The organism is Nioella nitratireducens (assembly GCF_001879715.1).
GTDB classification, from domain to species: Bacteria; Pseudomonadota; Alphaproteobacteria; order Rhodobacterales; family Rhodobacteraceae; genus Nioella; species Nioella nitratireducens.
In genome coordinates this window covers 113,024-130,456 of the sequence record NZ_MNBW01000001.1, presented here as the reverse complement: position 1 = coordinate 130,456, position 17,433 = coordinate 113,024, and the positions used below count along the sequence as shown (strand labels likewise).

Below are 17,433 nucleotides of genomic sequence, written 5' to 3'. Positions count from 1 at the left end.
CCATGAACGACTCCCCCGACGCGTCTTCTAGCGCGGCGCATAGCGCGCAACAGGAGACAGAAGATAACCCAGACCAGAGGCCGGGGCTTTTCGCCCGGTTCTTCGGCACCACTCAATCCCCGGAAGACACCGAGACAAACGGTACATCATCCGACCCCCAGCACTCGGCCGGGTCTGCTGCGCATGCCGCGATTTCGGTCTATAACCTGCGCCGGATGCGTCTTGATGACGTGGCCGTGCCGCGGGCCGAGATCATGGCTGTGCCGATCGACATCAACCTGCCTGACCTTGTGGCGGTGTTTCGGGACAGCGGTTACACCCGCTTGCCGGTCTACGAAGGCACGCTCGACACACCCGTCGGGCTTGTGCACCTCAAGGATCTTGCGCTGACCTGCGGGTTTAACGGCAACAGCCACAAGCTGGACCTGCGCGAGATGCTGCGCCCGCTGCTCTATGCGCCGCCGTCGATGCCCATCGGCGTCATGTTGCAAAAGATGCAGAACGACCGCATCCACATGGCTTTGGTCATTGACGAATATGGCGGGGTCGATGGGCTTGTGACGCTGGAAGACCTGATCGAACAGGTGATCGGCGAGATTGAAGATGAGCACGACGTCGAGGAAGACAAGCTGTGGTCCGAGGAAGCCAAAGGCTGCTGGATGGCCCGCGCCCGCGCGCCGCTCGATGAATTCGAGGACGCCATTGGTATGAACCTGACCGACGGCCTTGATGATGAAGAAATCGACACGCTCGGCGGTCTGGTCTTCGTGATCACCGGGCGGGTGCCCGCCCGTGGCGAGGTCGTGCCGCACCCATCAGGGGCGGAGTTCGAGATCGTCGATGCAGACCCGCGCCGCATCAAGCGGGTGCGTGTCCGCTTGCCCAAGGAATTGGCGGGGTGACAGGCGCGGGCCCTTGGCTACAGGGGCTTGCCCCACGCAAACGCCTCTGGCTGGTGGCGGGCTGCGGCGCGGTAGCAGCCCTTGGCTTGCCACCCTTCAACCTGCCACTTCTGGCGCTCATCGGTTTTGCCGGTGGGATAGTGGTCGTGCAGACGGCTGCCACCGTCCGGCAGGCGCTGTGGCTTGGCCTCGTGATGGGGACCGGTTTTTTCGCCGTGGCTTTGCATTGGATCGTGGAACCCTTCTTCGTCGATCCCTGGCGGCATGGCTGGATGGCCCCGTTCGCCCTTGTCTTCATGTCGGCGGGCCTGGCGCTGTTCTGGGCGGCGGCGGCGGGCGCGAGTGTCCGCGCATCGCGGGCCGGGGCAGGGCGGCTGGTCGTGTTCGCGCTTTTCCTCGCCTTGGCGGAATACCTGCGCGGGGTGATCCTGACCGGGTTTCCATGGGCGCAGCCGGGTCATATCTGGATTGGCAGCCCCTTGATGCCGCTTTCCGCGTGGATCGGCCCCGAGGGGCTGACGCTGCTGACCCTGCTGCTTGCCGCCGGTTTGGCGACGGCGCTGTTGCGCCCGGTGTGGGTCATTGTCCCCGCCGGGGCCTTGTCGCTGACCTTGGGCTTGTCACTGCTGATCCCTCCGGCACCGCCCGCTGCGGCGGGCGCGCCGGTGGTACGCCTGATCCAACCCAATGCACCGCAGCACCTGAAATGGCGGCCTGACATGATCGGGGTCTTTTTCAACCGCGCCCTTGATCTGACCGAACAGGCCCCGCAGCTAGACCGCGCCCCCGATCTGGTGATCTGGCCCGAGACGTCGCTGCCAGCACTCTTGCGCAACTCCGCCGATTGGCGTGCGGCGATCGGGGCAGCCTCGGGCGATGCGCGGGTCATCGTCGGCGGTCAGCGGATCGACGGTGGCACGGACGGTGGCACGGACGGTGACATGGTGCGAAATTCCCTCTTTTACCTCGATCCAGAGGGCGAGCTGCTCGCCACATATGACAAGCACCATCTCGTGCCCTTCGGCGAGTATATCCCCCTGACCTCTGTCGCCCGCGCCCTTGGCTTGCGCGGGTTGGCCGAGGCCGCGGGGGCAGGCTATTCCCCCGGGGCGGGGCCACGCGTGATTGACCTTGGCGCGCTTGGCCGCGTCTTTCCGATGATCTGCTACGAAACCATTTTTCCCGACTATATCCGCGACGTTCCGCGCCCGGACTGGCAAGTTCAGATCACCAATGATGCGTGGTTCGGCCAGTTTTCCGGCCCGTTTCAGCATCTCGAACTGGCCCGACTGCGGGCCGCCGAACAAGGGCTGCCACTGTTGCGCGCCGCCAATACCGGCGTGTCGGCGGTGATCGACGCGCGCGGGCAGGTCTTGGCCTCGCTGCCGATGGGACAGGCCGGTGCCTTGGACACCGCGCTGCCCCCATCGTTGCCGCCAACCCTTTACGCGCGCAGCGGCGATGCGCCGGTGATCGTGGCGCTCATTGCCCTCCTTGCCGGTCTGCTCTGGCGAGAGCGGCAACTGGCCCATTGATCCCAACTGTCTAACGGCTTAAGTCGGACGAGTATAACCGCCCCACAACGGCTTCCTGGCGTGGGCGCGATAACAATTAATGGAGCACTTCCCATGTCACGTAATCACTACATCTTCACTTCCGAGTCCGTCTCGGAAGGCCACCCCGACAAGGTCTGCGACCGTATTTCCGATGCGGTTCTGGATGCGCTTCTCGCCGAAGAGCCCGAAGCGCGCGTGGCATGCGAAACCTTCGCCACCACCAACCGCGTGGTGATCGGCGGCGAGATCGGCCTGTCCGATCAGGACAAGCTGCATTATTACATGCGCAATATCGACCAGATTACACGCGAGTGTATCAAGGATATCGGCTACGAGCAGGACAAGTTCCACTGGAACACGGTCGAGATCACCAACCTGCTGCATGAACAGTCGGCCCATATCGCCCAAGGCGTGACCGGCAAGGACAACCGCGACGAGGGGGCGGGCGACCAAGGCATCATGTTCGGCTTTGCCACCAATGAAACGCCCGATCTCATGCCCGCCCCGATCCAGTATGCCCACGCCATCCTGCGGCGCCTCGCCGAGGTGCGTAAATCGGGGGCCGAGCCGCAACTTGGCCCCGACGCGAAGTCGCAGCTCTCGGTGCGTTACGAAAACGGCAAACCGGTCGAGGTGACGTCGGTGGTCCTTTCCACCCAGCATTTCGACGAGACGCTGACCTCGGACGATGTGCGGGTGATCGTCGAACCCTATATCCGGGGCTGCTTGCCTGAGGGCTGGCTGACTGCCGCCACCGAATGGCATGTGAATCCGACCGGGAAATTCGTCATCGGCGGCCCCGACGGCGATGCGGGCCTGACCGGGCGCAAGATCATTGTCGACACCTATGGCGGGGCGGCCCCGCATGGTGGTGGCGCCTTTTCGGGCAAGGACCCGACCAAGGTGGATCGGTCGGCGGCCTATGCCGCGCGCTATCTGGCGAAAAACGTGGTGGCCGCCGGCATGGCGGAACGCTGTACCCTGCAACTGTCCTACGCCATTGGCGTGGCCAAGCCGCTGTCGATCTATATCGATACCCACGGCACCGGGCAGGTGGAAGAAGCCGCGATCGAAAAGGCCGTGGCCCAGTGCATGGACCTGACCCCGCGCGGAATCCGCACCCATCTGGAGCTGAACAAGCCGATCTTCCAACGTACGGCCGCCTATGGTCATTTCGGGCGTAAGCCCGAGGCCGATGGTGGCTTTTCGTGGGAAAAGACTGACTTGGTCGAAGCCTTGAAGCGCGCCGTTTAACGGTATTCCCGGACTGTGATAGTCTAAGGCGGCGGTCCGAACGGGCGCCGCCTTTTTCGTTCAGGAGATGTTTCAATGCCACGATCCGCCTATCCCTATACGCGGAATTTCATGCTCAGCTACCTTGCCGGTGCGCTCGCCGTCACGGTGGTGATCTACGTGATTTTCGTATTGCTGCGTTGGCAGGTGCAAAGCCCGATCCTGCGTGGCGCGCTGATTGGCGGCGCGGTCGGGGCGATGCTGGTCCCGTTCCAATATTTCGCGCGCGCCTTCCTCGCCCATGAAAAGCGTCGCCCGACCGGGGCCGAGGCCTGGCGCTTCTCTTTGATCTGGGCAATCTGTGGGCTGGCGGTGCATGTGGTGATGGCGGTGGCCCTGTTTGCCCTTGGCTGGCAGGTTCCGGGACTGTTGCCACAGGAACAGGGGCAACTGGTCGGGCTCCTCCTAGGGGTGGCTTTTGTGGTGCAGGTTCCGGTCTTTCGGCTGTTCCTGTGGTCAGCGCTCAAGGGGGCCGAGACGCGTCTGGCCCGCAGTTCCGGCGGTTGAGGCCCCCGGCATTTGCGGATATGTCCCGCCTCCGACGCAAGCAAAGAGCGGCAGATGACCGAGTTTCAAAAACATCCCAAGGCGCCTTGGCGCAACTTCTATGGCCGCCGCAAAGGCAAGCACCTGCGCGAAAGCCAAGAGGCCTATCTGGACGAAGATCTGGGCAAGCTCTCGCCCGGGCCGGTGGATTGGGATGTGAACCCCGAGCGCGCGCCATTGGACCTTGCGGCGATTTTCGGCGGGCGCGATGTCTGGCTGGAAGTGGGGTTTGGCGGCGGCGAGCATATGGTGCATCAGGCCGTGCAGAATCCCGATGTCGGGATCATCGGCTGTGAACCCTATATCAACGGCGTTGCAATGCTTCTGGGCAAGATCCGGGCAGCCGGTGTCGATAACCTGCGTGTTCATCCCGGCGATGCGCGGGACATGTTCGACGTTCTGCCCGAGGCCAGCATTGCCCGCGCCTTCCTGCTCTATCCCGACCCTTGGCCCAAGAAGAAGCACCACCGCCGCCGCTTCGTGACACCAGAGCATCTGGCTCCGCTGGCAAAGGTGCTGAAGCCGGGCGCGATCTTTCGGGTGGCGACGGATATTCCGGATTATGTTCGCCAGACCCTCGAAGAGGTGCCGCGCCAAGGGTTCGACTGGCTGGCCGAAGGGCCGACCGACTGGCGACAGCCGTGGGGGGACTGGATCTCGACCCGCTATGAGCAGAAGGCCCTGCGCGAGGGCCGGACACCGCATTACCTGACCTTCCGAAAACGCTGACGCGGTGCCCCGGTCCGACCTTGGCGGTGGAGCGGTCGCGCCCGTGTGTTTGACCCAAGTAGAAGGGGAGTGGACGCCCCCCCTGTCAGGCGCTATCACCCGGCCCGAACCTATTGCAGGAGACACGCCCATGTCCGGCCACGGCAGCCCTGTTCCCATGACTTCGCACCCCTCGGGGCCCTTGTCCGGCACGGCGGATGTGCCCGGTGACAAGTCGATCTCGCATCGCAGCCTGATCCTTGGCGCCATGGCTGTCGGTGAGACCCGGATCACCGGGCTTCTGGAAGGGCAGGACGTGCTCGACACCGCCAAGGCAATGAAAGCCTTCGGCGCGGATGTGGAACGGTTGGGCGAGGGCGACTGGCGGGTGCATGGCGTCGGCGTCGGTGGCTTTGCCGAGCCCGACCAAGTCATCGACTGCGGCAATTCTGGCACCGGGGTGCGGCTGATCATGGGGTCGATGGCGACCTGCCCGATTTCCGTGACCTTTACCGGTGACGCCAGCCTTAACAAACGGCCTATGGCGCGGGTCACGGACCCTCTGGCCCTGTTCGGCTGTCAGGCTGTCGGGCGCGCGGGCGGGCGGCTGCCGATGACACTGGTGGGCGCGGGGGAGCCGGTGCCGGTGCGCTACACGGTGCCGGTGCCGTCCGCACAGGTGAAATCGGCCGTGCTGCTGGCGGGGCTGAATGCGCCCGGCCAGACCGTGGTGATCGAGCGGGAGGCCACCCGCGACCATACCGAGCGGATGCTGGCGGGCTTCGGGGCCGAGATCACCGTTGAAGAGACCGATGAGGGCCGGGTCATCACCCTGACCGGTCAGCCGGAACTGAAACCCCAGACCATCATCGTGCCGCGCGATCCGTCGTCGGCAGCCTTCCCGGTTTGCGCGGCACTGATCGTGCCGGGCTCGGACGTTCTGGTCCCCAATATAGGGCTGAATCCCACCCGCGCCGGGCTGTTCTATACGCTGCAAGACATGGGCGCGGACCTGACATTTGAGAACATGCGCGAAGAGGGCGGCGAACCGGTCGCCGATCTGCGCGCAAAGTATTCGCCTGATATGAAGGGTATCGAGGTGCCACCCGCCCGCGCCGCCAGCATGATCGACGAATATCCGATTCTGTCGGTGGTGGCGGCCAATGCCACGGGCCAGACCGTCATGCGCGGCGTCAAGGAGCTGCGGGTCAAGGAAAGCGACCGGATCGACGCAATGGCCAGCGGCCTGCGCGCCAATGGTGTCGAGGTCGAGGATGGCCCCGATTGGTGGATCGTGACCGGAAAGGGCGCGGGCAACGTGCCGGGCGGCGGTCTGACGGAAAGCCATCTCGACCATCGCATCGCCATGTCCTTCCTTTGTCTGGGCATGTCGGCGCAGCAACCTGTGCGGGTCGATGACGCCAGCCCCATTGTCACCAGCTTCCCGATTTTCGAGCCGCTGATGGCGCAACTTGGGGCCGAATTGGAACGGACCGGCGGCTGACCTGTCCCTTTTCGACGGGGGCAGCTGGGTGCGGTCGCAGGGCAAATCCGTTGCGCGACAAGGGCGATTACTGCTGCCTGCCCGAGGGGCTGCCACTGGCCGATGGCGTTGACCCGGCGTTGACCGCGATGGTCGCGGGCGGATCGGGTCTTGCACCCCGGCGCCTGCGCCATTAGCCATTTCCCATGGCATTTACAGTAGCACTCGACGGGCCTGCGGCGTCAGGCAAGGGCACAATCGCCAAGGCGGTTGCGGCCCATTTCGGCTATGCGCATCTGGATACCGGTCTGCTCTATCGGGCGGTCGGACAGCGCATGTTGATGGGGGAAGATCCAATCGCGGCGGCGGAATCGTTGTTGGCCGAGGATCTGGAGTATCCCGATCTGCGGGGGGCCGAAGCGGCACAGGCGGCCAGCAAGGTCGCGGTCATTCCCGAAGTGCGGACGGCCCTGCTGGATTTCCAGCGGGCCTTTGCCCGCCGGATGGGCGGCGCGGTGCTGGACGGGCGTGACATCGGCACGGTGATCTGCCCGGAAGCGGAGGCCAAACTCTTTATCACGGCGTCGGATGCGGCGCGGGCCGGTCGGCGGCACAAGGAACTGACCGGCAACGGTCACGAGATCAGCTACGATCAGGTGCTGGCGGACCTCAAGGAACGCGATGCGCGCGATAGCGAACGCGCCACGGCACCGTTGAAACCGGCCGAGGATGCGGTGGAAATCGACACTTCGGACATGACGATCGAGCAAGCGGTGGCCACGGCCATCGCGGCAGTGGAGGCCCGACAGGCATGAAGAAAGTCAGGATCGGCCAGAACGGGCCCGCGGTGTCGGCGCTCGGGTTCGGGGCCATGTCTTTTTGCGATTTCTATGGCCCCACCGACGAAACAGCGTCCCATGCGATTCTCGATGCAGCGCTGGAGGCGGGGGTGACGCACCTTGATACCTCCAACGTCTACGGCATGGGTAAATCGGAATATGCCATCGGCAGCTACCTGACCAAACGGCCCGAGGCACGGGACGTTTTCCACATCGCAACCAAGGCCGGGATCACCCGCAATGCCGAGGGGGAGCGGTGTTTTCGCAACGATCAGATGCACCTCGAAACCGAACTGGACGGCAGCCTGCGTCGCTTGGGGGTCGAGGCCGTTGACCTGTTCTATGTGCACCGGCGCGAAGCAGAGCGCCCCATCGAGGAAGTGGCCGAGGCTTTGGCAACACTCGTGAAGAAGGGCAAATGCAAGGCCGTCGGATTTTCCGAGATCGCGCCAAGCTCTCTGCGCCGCGCCCATGCGGTCTGCCCGGTGGCCGCGGTCCAGTCCGAATATTCCCTGTCTACGCGCTATCCCGAGCTGGGGCTGGTGCAGACCTGCAAGGAGCTTGGTGCCGCGATGGTCGCCTTCAGCCCGGTGGGGCGGTCCTTGCTGACCGATACGCCGATAACGCGAGAGGCATTGGCCGACCTGCCGTTCCTAGCGCCGAATCCGCGGTTCCAGGAACCGAACTACAGCGCGAATATCGCGGCCACCGACGCGTTCCGCGCGCTGGCGTCAGACATGGGCACAACTGCGGCGGCGCTTGCGATCGCGTGGCTGTTGGCGCAGGGCGACCATGTGCTGCCGATTCCGGGCACACGTTCGGTTGCGCATTTCCAGCAGCACGTCGCCGGGGCGCATCTGGCATTGACCGAATCCGACCTTGCCGCCATCGACGCGGTGTTGCCGGTCGGATGGGCCCATGGCGACCGCTATTCGGATGCTCAGTGGGTGGGGCCGGAACGCTATTGCTAGTGGCACCCGGCCCTTGATTTGCAGGCTTTGAAGGCTTGCTCTTCGGTTCTCACCTCGCTATACAACGCCCGTCAAGCAGGCGGGAAACGTCGCATATGGGCAGGGTCGGGTCATTCCCCGGCCCTCATTCGTATGTGACAGCCCCGTAAAACAGACCAACCCAAAGACCGGTGGAGACAACCGCCCGGCCCGCAAAATGACTGAAAAAGGAATCAGACGCCACATGGCTCAGAACACATCGATGGAGGAATTCGAAGCCCTCCTTAATGAAAGCTTCGAGATTGACACGCCCGAGGAAGGGTCTGTTGTCAAAGGCAAGGTCATCGCAATCGAAGCAGGCCAAGCCATCATCGACGTCGGCTACAAGATGGAAGGCCGCGTTGATCTGAAAGAATTCGCAAATCCCGGCGAAGCGCCCGAAATCGCCGTTGGCGACGAAGTCGAAGTCTACCTTCGCAACGTCGAAAACGCCCGTGGCGAAGCGGTCATCAGCCGTGAAATGGCCCGCCGCGAAGCCGCTTGGGACCGTCTCGAAAAAGCCTACGCAGACGAAGAGCGCGTCGAAGGCGCCATCTTTGGCCGTGTCAAAGGCGGTTTCACCGTCGATCTCGGCGGCGCCGTGGCCTTCCTGCCCGGATCTCAGGTCGATGTGCGCCCTGTGCGCGACGCCGGCCCGCTGATGAACCTCAAGCAGCCCTTCCAGATTCTGAAAATGGACCGTCGCCGTGGCAACATCGTTGTTTCGCGCCGCGCCATCCTGGAAGAGTCGCGCGCCGAGCAGCGCGCCGAGGTTATCGCCAAGCTGACCGAAGGCGACGTGGTCGACGGTGTGGTCAAGAACATCACCGAATACGGGGCCTTCGTGGACCTCGGCGGTGTGGACGGCCTGTTGCACGTCACCGATATGGCATGGCGCCGCGTGAACGACCCCAAGGAAGTTCTGTCCATTGGCGAAACCGTCAAGGTGCAGGTCATCAAGGTCAACAAGGAAACCCACCGTATCAGCCTCGGCATGAAGCAGCTGCAGGAAGATCCGTGGAACCAGGTCGAAGCCAAGTACCCGCTGGAATCGGTTCACACCGGTCGTGTCACCAACATCACCGACTACGGTGCATTTGTTGAGCTGGAGCCGGGTGTCGAGGGTCTCGTTCACGTGTCCGAGATGTCCTGGACCAAGAAAAACGTCCATCCCGGCAAGATCGTTTCCACCTCTCAGGAAGTGGAAGTCATGGTGCTGGAGATCGACACCGCGAAACGTCGCGTTTCTCTTGGCCTCAAGCAGACCATGCGCAACCCGTGGGAAGTGTTCGAAGAGCAGTACCCGGTCGGCACTGTTGTGGAAGGCGAAGTCAAGAACATCACCGAATTCGGTCTGTTCATCGGCCTCGACAACGACATCGACGGCATGGTTCACCTTTCCGACCTGACGTGGGAAGGCCGTGGCGAAGACGTGATCGGCAACTACCGCAAGGGCGACGTGGTCAAGGCGGTTGTGTCCGAAGTCGACACCGACAAGGAGCGTATCTCGCTCTCGATCAAGGCGGTTGAGGGTGATCCCTTCGCCGACGCCGTTGACGGGGTGAAGCGTGGCTCGATCATCACCGTGGCCGTGACCGCGATCGAAGATGGCGGCATCGAGGTGGAATACGAAGGCATGAAATCCTTCATCCGCCGCTCTGACCTGTCCCGCGACCGTGCCGACCAGCGCCCGGAGCGGTTCCAGATCGGTGACAAGCTGGACGTTCGCGTCACCAACGTCGATCCGCGCTCGCGTCGTCTGGGTCTGTCGATCAAGGCCCGCGAAATCGCGGAAGAAAAGGAAGCCGTGGAACAGTACGGTTCCTCCGATTCCGGCGCGTCGCTCGGCGATATCCTGGGCGCTGCGCTCAAGGGCGACGAGTAAGCTTTTCGGTTCCGAATGTTGGAAAGGCCCCGCCATCGTGCGGGGCCTTTTTTCGTCTGGGGGCGCGAATCAGTTACTAAACCGGTTAACTTTCGCGGCGTTCTGCCATCGCACAAGCCGGCACCGAGTCGGCGGATTGCTGCCCCCAAGGGCCTGAGAGTCCGAATTATCCCCATGTATCAACGGCTTTTCAGTTCCACGGCGGGCGCTTTGCGCCTATAGTCGGTCTTTAAGGAACCGCGGCCAGGGGGTTTGGATGATACGTTCGGAGCTGATCCAAAAGCTGGCTGACGAGAACCCACATCTATATCAAAGGGATGTGGAACGTATCGTCAGTGCAATTTTCGAAGAGATCATCGACGCGTTGTCAGACGGCAACCGCGTGGAACTGCGCGGTTTCGGCGCGTTTTCCGTGAAGAAGCGGGATGCGAGGATCGGGCGAAATCCGCGCACCGGCGAGAGCGTTCAGGTGGAAGAAAAGCATGTGCCCTTCTTCAAGGCCGGCAAGCTGTTGCGCGACAGGTTGAACGGTGTGGAAGGTTCCTGAACGGTGAAATACATCAAATTCGTGTTTCTGGCGGTCGTTGCGCTGGCATTGGTGCTGCTTGCCTTGGCCAATCGTGAACCGGTGACATTGACCGTGCTGCCGGGTGGTCTGGCGGAATGGGTGAATTGGAACCTTGTGGTGCAGTTGCCGCTGTTCCTCGTCATTCTGGGCGGTATCGTTGGTGGTCTGCTGATCGGCTTCGTTTGGGAATGGTTCCGCGAATACCGCCAGCGCGCAGAAGCCAAGGCGCAGCGCAAGGAACGGGATCGGCTGGCCCGCGAGGTGGAAAGCCTGCGCGGCAAGGCCAACGAGGGCAAGGACGACGTCCTCGCCCTGATCGAAGGCTAAGCTTGGGTCCATGTCTGTTTCCGTGAAGTTCTGCGGGCTGTCGCAGCCCGAGGATATCGTTGCCGCGGCCGAGGCCGGGGCGCGCTATGTCGGTTTTGTCCATTTCCCGAAATCGCCCCGCCATCTGGACATCGACCGGATCGGCGCGTTGGCTGTGGATGTCCCGATCGGGATCGCCAAGGTGCTGCTCACGGTCGACGCCGACAATGCCCTGCTTGACGCGATCTTGGACCGGGTGCCCCTGGACGTTCTACAACTCCACGGGGCCGAAACGCCCGCGCGTGTGACCGAGGTCAAGGCCCGCTACGGATTGCCGGTGATGAAGGCCATCGGAGTCGGCGAGGCCGCGGATCTGGCAAAGATCGACCGTTATGCGCCGGTGGTGGATCAGGTGCTGATCGACGCGAAACCGCCCAAGGGGGCAGACCTGCCCGGCGGCAATGGCCTCGCCTTTGATTGGCGGCTGCTGGCGGGGCGGAAATACTGGCCCTGCCCGTGGATGCTGGCCGGTGGTCTTACGCCCGCCAATGTTGCCGAAGCGGTGCGTTTGACCGGGGCGAAACAGGTAGATGTCTCGTCGGGCGTGGAAAGCGCGCCGGGCGTGAAGGACGCGGGCCTGATGGCGGCCTTCGCCAAGGCAGCGGGCGCGTAAACCTGGTATTGACCTCAGGCCGCGCACAGTCGCGCAAGGGCGCAGAGTCCAGATGATCTGACAGCCGAGATCTTGGGGCACGATGCCTTTTCGGCGGCTGCCGTCCGCAAAGTGGCCATTGACGCGAAAGATCCGTGTTGTCGCGCGATTTCGCGGACAAGAAGATGTTCCTGACCGAGATGCGTCGGCGCGCCTTTGTCTTGTCCTGACGGGTCACGTGGAATAGGTAGTCTCGTGACTTTTGGCGCGGGGGAATACCATGGCCGACGACCTGTTCAACTCTTTCATGACCGGCCCCGACGAAAGCGGCCGTTTCGGCAAATTCGGCGGGCGTTTTGTTTCGGAAACGCTGATGCCGCTGATCCTTGAACTGGAACAGCAGTATGAACATGCCAAGACCGACGACAGCTTTTGGGATGAGATGAACGACCTGTGGACGCATTATGTCGGCCGTCCCAGCCCGCTCTACCATGCCAGCCGCTTGACCGAGCATCTCGGGGGCGCCAAGGTCTACATGAAGCGCGACGAGCTGAACCACACCGGCGCGCACAAGATCAACAACGTGCTCGGCCAGATCATCCTGGCCCGCCGCATGGGCAAGACCCGCATCATCGCCGAAACCGGGGCCGGGCAGCATGGCGTTGCCACGGCCACCGTTTGTGCCAAGTTCGGCCTGAAATGCGTGGTCTACATGGGCGCGCATGACGTCGAGCGGCAAAAGCCCAACGTCTTTCGTATGCGCCTGCTTGGGGCCGAGGTCATTCCCGTGACCTCCGGTCGCGGCACCCTGAAGGACGCGATGAACGACGCGCTGCGCGATTGGGTGACCAATGTGCGCGACACCTTCTATTGCATCGGCACCGTGGCGGGCCCGCACCCTTACCCCGCCATGGTCCGCGACTTCCAGCAGATCATCGGCAAGGAAGCCAAGGCGCAGATGCAGGCCGCCGAGGGTCGCTTGCCCGACACCATCATCGCGGCGATCGGGGGCGGTTCCAACGCCATGGGGCTGTTCTACCCGTTCCTTGATGACAAAACGGTCGAGATCATCGGCGTCGAGGCGGGCGGCAAGGGCGTCAATGACAAGATGGAGCATTGTGCCAGCCTCACCGGCGGGCGTCCGGGGGTGCTGCATGGCAACCGCACCTATCTGCTTCAGGACGATGACGGGCAGATCCTTGAAGGGTATTCGATCTCGGCGGGCCTCGACTATCCGGGCATCGGGCCCGAACATAGCTGGCTGCACGATATCGGTCGGGCGAAATATGTCTCTGTCACCGATAAGGAGGCGCTTGCCGCGTTCCAGCTGTGCTGCCAGCAAGAGGGGATCATTCCAGCGCTGGAACCCTCTCACGCTTTGGCCCATGTCATCAAGATCGCGCCCGAGCTGCCGAAAGATCACATCATCTGCATGAACATGTGCGGACGGGGCGACAAGGATATCTTCACTGTCGCGCGCCATCTTGGCTTTGACATGGAAGACGCGGACTGACAGGTGACGCCTGTTTCGGGGACCGGGGGGCTTGTCCACCCCCCGGGTCAACTCCAGTTCACGACGGCAGTATCGCACTGAGCCGCTTTACCACTGCGGTTTGAAACCGCAGGCTTGAACCCGGGCGTGATTGGTGTGGCGGCGGCGGCGTGACACGTTTGGAGCATCGAGGATGCGGCAGATCACAGCCGCTATCCACATGCTTTGAACGAAAGGACAAGACATGACCCCGACCAAATCCAGAAAGTTCGTGATCGCTGCGTTCGCCGTCACAGGCTATACTCTTGCGGCAGCCATGGCCGTTGCGGTGCCCGGCATCGCCGCCGCTCAAACAGCGTCGGCCGCTGAGGAAGCCTCCGGCCAAGTCACCGCAAACGTGCCGGTATCTGACCAGATTCAGGTGGTGCAGGTGCGCGGCGAGGCTGCGGTTACGGCCGAGCTTGAGGCGCGTGGCTATGAAATTGTCGACCGCACCCGCACGCTGCTTGGCCGCGTTCGGATTCAGGCGCGGACGGCGACGCATATGAGAGAAATCGTCATGCACCAGTCGACCGGCGAAATCCTGAGCGACGCGATTATTGAAGTCTACGCCAATGATGACGCCAACATGCCGTCCGGTGAGTCGGAACAGGGCGGCGGCCTCAGCGTCGATGGCGGCGCCGATGTCGGCGGATCGCTAAGCGTCGATACCCCGGATGCCGGAGAAGAGGCTGACGCGGATGTGGGCGCAGATGTCGGCGGTAGCGTCGGCCTTGGCGACTGAGAGCGGTCGTAGAGGAGGATGCCTGGGGGAGGGGGAAACCCCTCCCTCGGACGCGGCTGTCAGGGAGGACACGAACAATGTTTCCGAAAACAAGGGGATCTCTGGGTCTGTTGTTCGCCATCGGCGCGCAATTGCTCTTCGCGACGGTGTTCTTGGGATTTTTCGCTATCGACATCTCGTCGGTCGTACGCCGCCCCATCGGATACACGGTGCGGGAATTGATCGAAATCTCGGCGGTTGTGGCCTTGGCGCTTGGGGTCGTGATCAATATCGTCGTGGTTCGCCGGATTTTGAAACGCGCGGCGGCGGCCGAACAGGGCCTGATGGTGGCCCGAGGGGCGTTTCACAATCTGGCCGAAGATACCTTTCTGCAATGGGGGCTGAGTCCCGCCGAAAGAGATGTAGCCTTGCTGGCGATCAAAGGCTTTTCCAACAGGGAAATCGCCGCCATGACCGGAAAGAGCGAAGGCACCATCAAGTCGCAAAGCGCTGCAGTCTTTCGCAAGGCAGAGGTTCAGGGGCGCGTCGGCCTCGTCACGCATTTCATGGATGATCTTGTCGGGGACGTTTTACTGTCTTCCGATCGGTAATCCCTGCTGCTGTGTCTTCACGACGCCCAGAGCGCACCGCTGCCCCGTTCAACGCATGATTGTTTCGGCTGCTGTGTTCGGGCACAAGGATCGCCCCATCCGGCTGAGCAGGGCTTTCCATTTATTACGCAACCCGGACAGATTGTTGCGCTCGCGCCACGGTGTAATTGTTACACAAATTGTAACGTTGAGCGTTTGGCCCCTTCTCGTCTATCTCTCTCGACACCAGCCAAACGGGCTGGCCCTAGCGGTAAGGGGTGTTTTCCCTTCCGGTGCGGGCGGCGCTGCCGATTTCCCGTATGCCAGGGTCGGAAACCGGGGATGGTGCCACCCGTGACATTCACGCGTCACGCGAAAGTAGCTCAGTCGGTAGAGCATCAGACGTTAAATCTGAGCGCGCAGGTTCAACTCCTGTTTTTCGCTTCCAAACGCCCGCACGAGGGCGCTGGTTCGCCAAGCCAGCCACGAGAGTGGTTCGAAAATATCGGGGTTCGAGGCCGTCCCGCGAGGGATGGCCGTTCCTCCCTTCGGTTCGCCGGAGGGAACGGCCTTCCTTTGCTCTGGCCTTGCGCCGGGGGTGGGGTGACGCCTGACGCCGGCCCGTGCCGGGGTGCGCCAATGATCGGCCCGCCCCCGCCGGGCTGGCAAAGGGCCGCTCCTCTGCCCTCCGCTCGGGGGCATGGCAGGATCGGCCCGGACCCCACCGCCTTTCCGCCCGGGCAAGTTCGCCCTGGTGTCACACCTGCCATGGGATCATCCCATGCAACCCCGCCACAGCCAAGGAGGTCGCTTTGCGACGACGATAAGAACAGCCCGCCAAAAGGAGTTTCAAAAATGGCCTTGTTCAAACTTTTCCGAGACGTGCAGCGCGTGCGTGTGCCCGTCGAAACCCGGACCCTCGTGATTACCGAAGGAGAGGTCCGCGACATTCTTCGCCCCGGCACGCATGACGTTCCGGCCATTGAAACCCGGTTTGAGACACTTGATCCTGCCGTGCCGCGCATCCAATCGGTGCTTGTGGAGCGGTTCGTGCGCGATCATCCCGAGGCGGCGGCGAACCACGTGATGGTGGTGCGCACAGGGCCTGAAGAGGTGAGCGTTGTCGAGCGGGACGGCGTGGTGTTTGCCGTGATTGCCCCGGATACGCGGGCGCTCTTCTGGGCCGATGCCGGTCCGTGGACGGTGACGCCTGTGGATCTTGCCGTCGATACGACGGTGGAACCGGTGCTTGCGCGGCGATTGCAGCGCGCGCATCTCAATTTCGAGGTTGCTGCCTTTCAGGTGCGCACCGGTCAGGTCGGGCTCTTGTTCACCGATGGCGAGCATTCCGGGCGGCTTGATCCGGGGATGCACTGGTTCTGGCGCTTTGGCCGCTCGCATGAGGTGCGTTTGGTTGAAACACGGTGGCAGACCAAGGAGGTCGCCGGTCAAGAGATCCTCACCAAGGATCGCGTCACGCTTCGGGTGACTCTCACCGCGACCTTCCGCGTCGTGGACCCGATCAAGGCGGTCACGGAAGTGACAGACCATGGCGAGGCCCTTCACCGCGCCCTCCAGCTTGCGTTTCGCAAGACGGTCGGTGCCCTTCCCCTTGATCGGCTCTTGGCCGAAAAGGGGCAGGTCGATGCAAAGGCCGCCGAAGTGGTGCGCCAGGACATGGAGGGGATCGGGATCGAGCTTGGAGAGATCGCGCTCAAGGATGTGATCTTGCCCGGCGAGATGCGCGATATCCTCAACAAGGTGGTGGCGGCCCAGAAAGAGGCCGAAGCCAACGTGATCCGACGCCGGGAAGAGACCAATGCGACTCGGTCTTTGCTCAACACGGCCAAGGTTTTGGCGGATAACCCCGTCATGCTTCGGTTGAAAGAGCTCGAAGCGTTGGAAACGATCGCCTCCAAGGTGGATCAACTCACGGTCCACAACGGAACCGAGGGGCTCTTGAGCGATGTCGTGAAGTTGCGGGGCTGACTCGGGTCTAAACCCTCATATCAATGGTCCGTCCGGTGCTTCACCGGGCGGATCACGCCGCATAAACGCAAGTTTATGGCCACGGGTCATGGGTTTATGGACCTTTGGATAAACACCGGTGCAATAGATTTGTGCGGCGGCAATGGGTCTCTTCAGGACAGCGGGCGCTTTAACGCACCGAAGCTCGCCACCTTGGATCAACCACATCTCTTGAGGAGACACGACATGAAACCGACCAAATTCTTCGCGATGACCCTTGCCGCTGCCCTGTTGGCCACCACCGCCGCCAGCGCACAAACCGCAAACGACTCGGTCAACACGGCGATCGCGGACCTCCAGTCGCAGGGCTATTCCCGTATCGAAGTCCGCGTGGGCAACAACGGCTACCAAATCGAAGCAAGCGGCGGGGCCGGTTCGGTTCACCAGCAGTATGACGCGAATGGCACCCTGATTTCCTCGACCAGCGGCGGCGACAATGGCATCGGCTCGGGCGCGACCGCATCGGTCACCGGAACAGGTACCGGCATCCAGGGCGGCGATGGCGACGGCGATGATGATCACGGCGCCGGTGGCGACAACGACGACGATCGTGCCAACGGTGGCAATGACGACGGCGGCAACGGTGGCAATGACGACCATGGCAACGGCGGCGACAACGACCACGGCAACGGCGGCGACAACGACCACGGCAACGGCAACGGTGGCGGCGACGACCATGGCAACGGTGGCGACAACGACCACGGCAACGGCGGCGGCGACGACAACGGTGGCGGCGACAACGACGACTGAGGCCCCGCAACACAGGGCGTTCAGTATCGCGCCGCCCTGACGTAGAGTGCGACAGTGGCAACAAATCACGCCCTGTTCCTTCG

General features: G+C 62.8%; 18 protein-coding genes and 1 riboswitch. All 18 genes read left to right on the top strand.

The genetic code is table 11. The features are described 5' to 3' along the window. Positions 1–2 precede the first annotated feature (2 nt). The 18 genes from BKY27_RS00620 (at position 3) to BKY27_RS00540 (ending at position 17,350) form a co-directional block, all read left to right on the top strand. Positions 3–902, top strand: coding sequence for a hemolysin family protein (locus BKY27_RS00620; RefSeq protein WP_071672481.1), 900 nt, complete (start codon positions 3–5; stop codon positions 900–902). Then, positions 899–2,437, top strand: a complete 1,539-nt coding sequence (lnt, locus tag BKY27_RS00615) for an apolipoprotein N-acyltransferase (protein ID WP_071672480.1) — start codon at positions 899–901, stop codon at positions 2,435–2,437. Before BKY27_RS00620 ends, lnt begins: the two co-directional genes overlap by 4 nt. 36 nt (positions 2,438–2,473) lie before the next feature. Continuing rightward, positions 2,474–2,524, top strand: a riboswitch (SAM-SAH riboswitch). A 6-nt stretch (positions 2,525–2,530) separates the two neighbouring features. Next, positions 2,531–3,712, top strand: coding sequence for a methionine adenosyltransferase (metK, locus tag BKY27_RS00610; RefSeq protein WP_071672479.1), 1,182 nt, complete (start codon positions 2,531–2,533; stop codon positions 3,710–3,712). A gap of 75 nt (positions 3,713–3,787) precedes the next feature. Beyond that, on the top strand, positions 3,788–4,258 hold the full coding sequence (locus tag BKY27_RS00605) for an ABZJ_00895 family protein (protein ID WP_071672478.1): 471 nt from the start codon (positions 3,788–3,790) through the stop codon (positions 4,256–4,258). Between the two features lie 54 nt (positions 4,259–4,312). Further along, on the top strand, positions 4,313–5,026 hold the full coding sequence (trmB, locus tag BKY27_RS00600; RefSeq protein ID WP_071672477.1) for a tRNA (guanine(46)-N(7))-methyltransferase TrmB: 714 nt from the start codon (positions 4,313–4,315) through the stop codon (positions 5,024–5,026). Positions 5,027–5,156: 130 nt separating this feature from the next. Then, positions 5,157–6,509, top strand: coding sequence for a 3-phosphoshikimate 1-carboxyvinyltransferase (aroA, locus tag BKY27_RS00595; RefSeq protein WP_071672476.1), 1,353 nt, complete (start codon positions 5,157–5,159; stop codon positions 6,507–6,509). Between the two features lie 50 nt (positions 6,510–6,559). Beyond that, positions 6,560–6,685, top strand: coding sequence for a hypothetical protein (locus BKY27_RS20485; protein WP_267888880.1), 126 nt, complete (start codon positions 6,560–6,562; stop codon positions 6,683–6,685). Between the two features lie 9 nt (positions 6,686–6,694). Next, complete coding sequence (locus tag BKY27_RS00590) at positions 6,695–7,303, top strand: (d)CMP kinase (RefSeq protein WP_071672475.1); 609 nt, start codon at positions 6,695–6,697, stop codon at positions 7,301–7,303. Continuing rightward, a complete protein-coding gene (locus BKY27_RS00585) occupies positions 7,300–8,298 on the top strand; it encodes an aldo/keto reductase (protein WP_071672474.1) in 999 nt (332 codons plus the stop codon). The genes BKY27_RS00590 and BKY27_RS00585 overlap by 4 nt, the downstream gene beginning before the upstream one ends. A gap of 196 nt (positions 8,299–8,494) precedes the next feature. After that, positions 8,495–10,201: a 30S ribosomal protein S1 gene (gene rpsA, locus BKY27_RS00580; RefSeq protein ID WP_267888879.1), complete on the top strand. Its 1,707-nt coding sequence runs from the start codon at positions 8,495–8,497 to the stop codon at positions 10,199–10,201. 256 nt (positions 10,202–10,457) lie between these two features. Beyond that, on the top strand, positions 10,458–10,748 hold the full coding sequence (ihfB, locus tag BKY27_RS00575; protein WP_071672472.1) for an integration host factor subunit beta: 291 nt from the start codon (positions 10,458–10,460) through the stop codon (positions 10,746–10,748). A gap of 3 nt (positions 10,749–10,751) precedes the next feature. Continuing rightward, a complete protein-coding gene (locus BKY27_RS00570) occupies positions 10,752–11,096 on the top strand; it encodes a lipopolysaccharide assembly protein LapA domain-containing protein (protein WP_071672471.1) in 345 nt (114 codons plus the stop codon). A 10-nt stretch (positions 11,097–11,106) separates the two neighbouring features. Then, complete coding sequence (locus BKY27_RS00565; protein WP_071672470.1) at positions 11,107–11,748, top strand: phosphoribosylanthranilate isomerase; 642 nt, start codon at positions 11,107–11,109, stop codon at positions 11,746–11,748. Positions 11,749–12,007: 259 nt separating this feature from the next. Then, positions 12,008–13,240 (top strand): tryptophan synthase subunit beta, encoded by a 1,233-nt coding sequence (gene trpB, locus BKY27_RS00560; protein WP_071672469.1) that lies wholly within the window; start codon positions 12,008–12,010, stop codon positions 13,238–13,240. A 223-nt stretch (positions 13,241–13,463) separates the two neighbouring features. Further along, positions 13,464–14,003, top strand: coding sequence for a hypothetical protein (locus tag BKY27_RS00555; RefSeq protein WP_071672468.1), 540 nt, complete (start codon positions 13,464–13,466; stop codon positions 14,001–14,003). 77 nt (positions 14,004–14,080) lie between these two features. After that, positions 14,081–14,593: a helix-turn-helix transcriptional regulator gene (locus BKY27_RS00550; protein WP_084667790.1), complete on the top strand. Its 513-nt coding sequence runs from the start codon at positions 14,081–14,083 to the stop codon at positions 14,591–14,593. 834 nt (positions 14,594–15,427) lie between these two features. Next, positions 15,428–16,561 carry a slipin family protein gene (locus BKY27_RS00545; protein WP_071672467.1) on the top strand — a complete coding sequence of 378 codons (1,134 nt, stop codon included), beginning with the start codon at positions 15,428–15,430 and terminating at the stop codon, positions 16,559–16,561. 225 nt (positions 16,562–16,786) lie between these two features. Continuing rightward, on the top strand, positions 16,787–17,350 hold the full coding sequence (locus BKY27_RS00540; RefSeq protein ID WP_071672466.1) for a hypothetical protein: 564 nt from the start codon (positions 16,787–16,789) through the stop codon (positions 17,348–17,350). The last annotated feature ends 83 nt before the right edge of the window (positions 17,351–17,433 follow it).

What these genes read in the sequence shown, in the direction of transcription:
- trmB (WP_071672477.1), top strand. Translation starts at nt 4,313, where the DNA reads ATGACCGAGTTTCAAAAACATCCCAAGGCGCCTTGGCGCAACTTCTAT.
- BKY27_RS00555 (WP_071672468.1), top strand. Translation starts at nt 13,464, where the DNA reads ATGACCCCGACCAAATCCAGAAAGTTCGTGATCGCTGCGTTCGCCGTC.
- BKY27_RS00585 (WP_071672474.1), top strand. Translation starts at nt 7,300, where the DNA reads ATGAAGAAAGTCAGGATCGGCCAGAACGGGCCCGCGGTGTCGGCGCTC.
- rpsA (WP_267888879.1), top strand. Translation starts at nt 8,495, where the DNA reads ATGACTGAAAAAGGAATCAGACGCCACATGGCTCAGAACACATCGATG.
- BKY27_RS00565 (WP_071672470.1), top strand. Translation starts at nt 11,107, where the DNA reads ATGTCTGTTTCCGTGAAGTTCTGCGGGCTGTCGCAGCCCGAGGATATC.
- metK (WP_071672479.1), top strand. Translation starts at nt 2,531, where the DNA reads ATGTCACGTAATCACTACATCTTCACTTCCGAGTCCGTCTCGGAAGGC.
- BKY27_RS00545 (WP_071672467.1), top strand. Translation starts at nt 15,428, where the DNA reads ATGGCCTTGTTCAAACTTTTCCGAGACGTGCAGCGCGTGCGTGTGCCC.
- BKY27_RS00550 (WP_084667790.1), top strand. Translation starts at nt 14,081, where the DNA reads ATGTTTCCGAAAACAAGGGGATCTCTGGGTCTGTTGTTCGCCATCGGC.
- BKY27_RS00620 (WP_071672481.1), top strand. Translation starts at nt 3, where the DNA reads ATGAACGACTCCCCCGACGCGTCTTCTAGCGCGGCGCATAGCGCGCAA.
- ihfB (WP_071672472.1), top strand. Translation starts at nt 10,458, where the DNA reads ATGATACGTTCGGAGCTGATCCAAAAGCTGGCTGACGAGAACCCACAT.
- BKY27_RS00590 (WP_071672475.1), top strand. Translation starts at nt 6,695, where the DNA reads ATGGCATTTACAGTAGCACTCGACGGGCCTGCGGCGTCAGGCAAGGGC.
- aroA (WP_071672476.1), top strand. Translation starts at nt 5,157, where the DNA reads ATGTCCGGCCACGGCAGCCCTGTTCCCATGACTTCGCACCCCTCGGGG.
- BKY27_RS00605 (WP_071672478.1), top strand. Translation starts at nt 3,788, where the DNA reads ATGCCACGATCCGCCTATCCCTATACGCGGAATTTCATGCTCAGCTAC.
- BKY27_RS00540 (WP_071672466.1), top strand. Translation starts at nt 16,787, where the DNA reads ATGAAACCGACCAAATTCTTCGCGATGACCCTTGCCGCTGCCCTGTTG.
- trpB (WP_071672469.1), top strand. Translation starts at nt 12,008, where the DNA reads ATGGCCGACGACCTGTTCAACTCTTTCATGACCGGCCCCGACGAAAGC.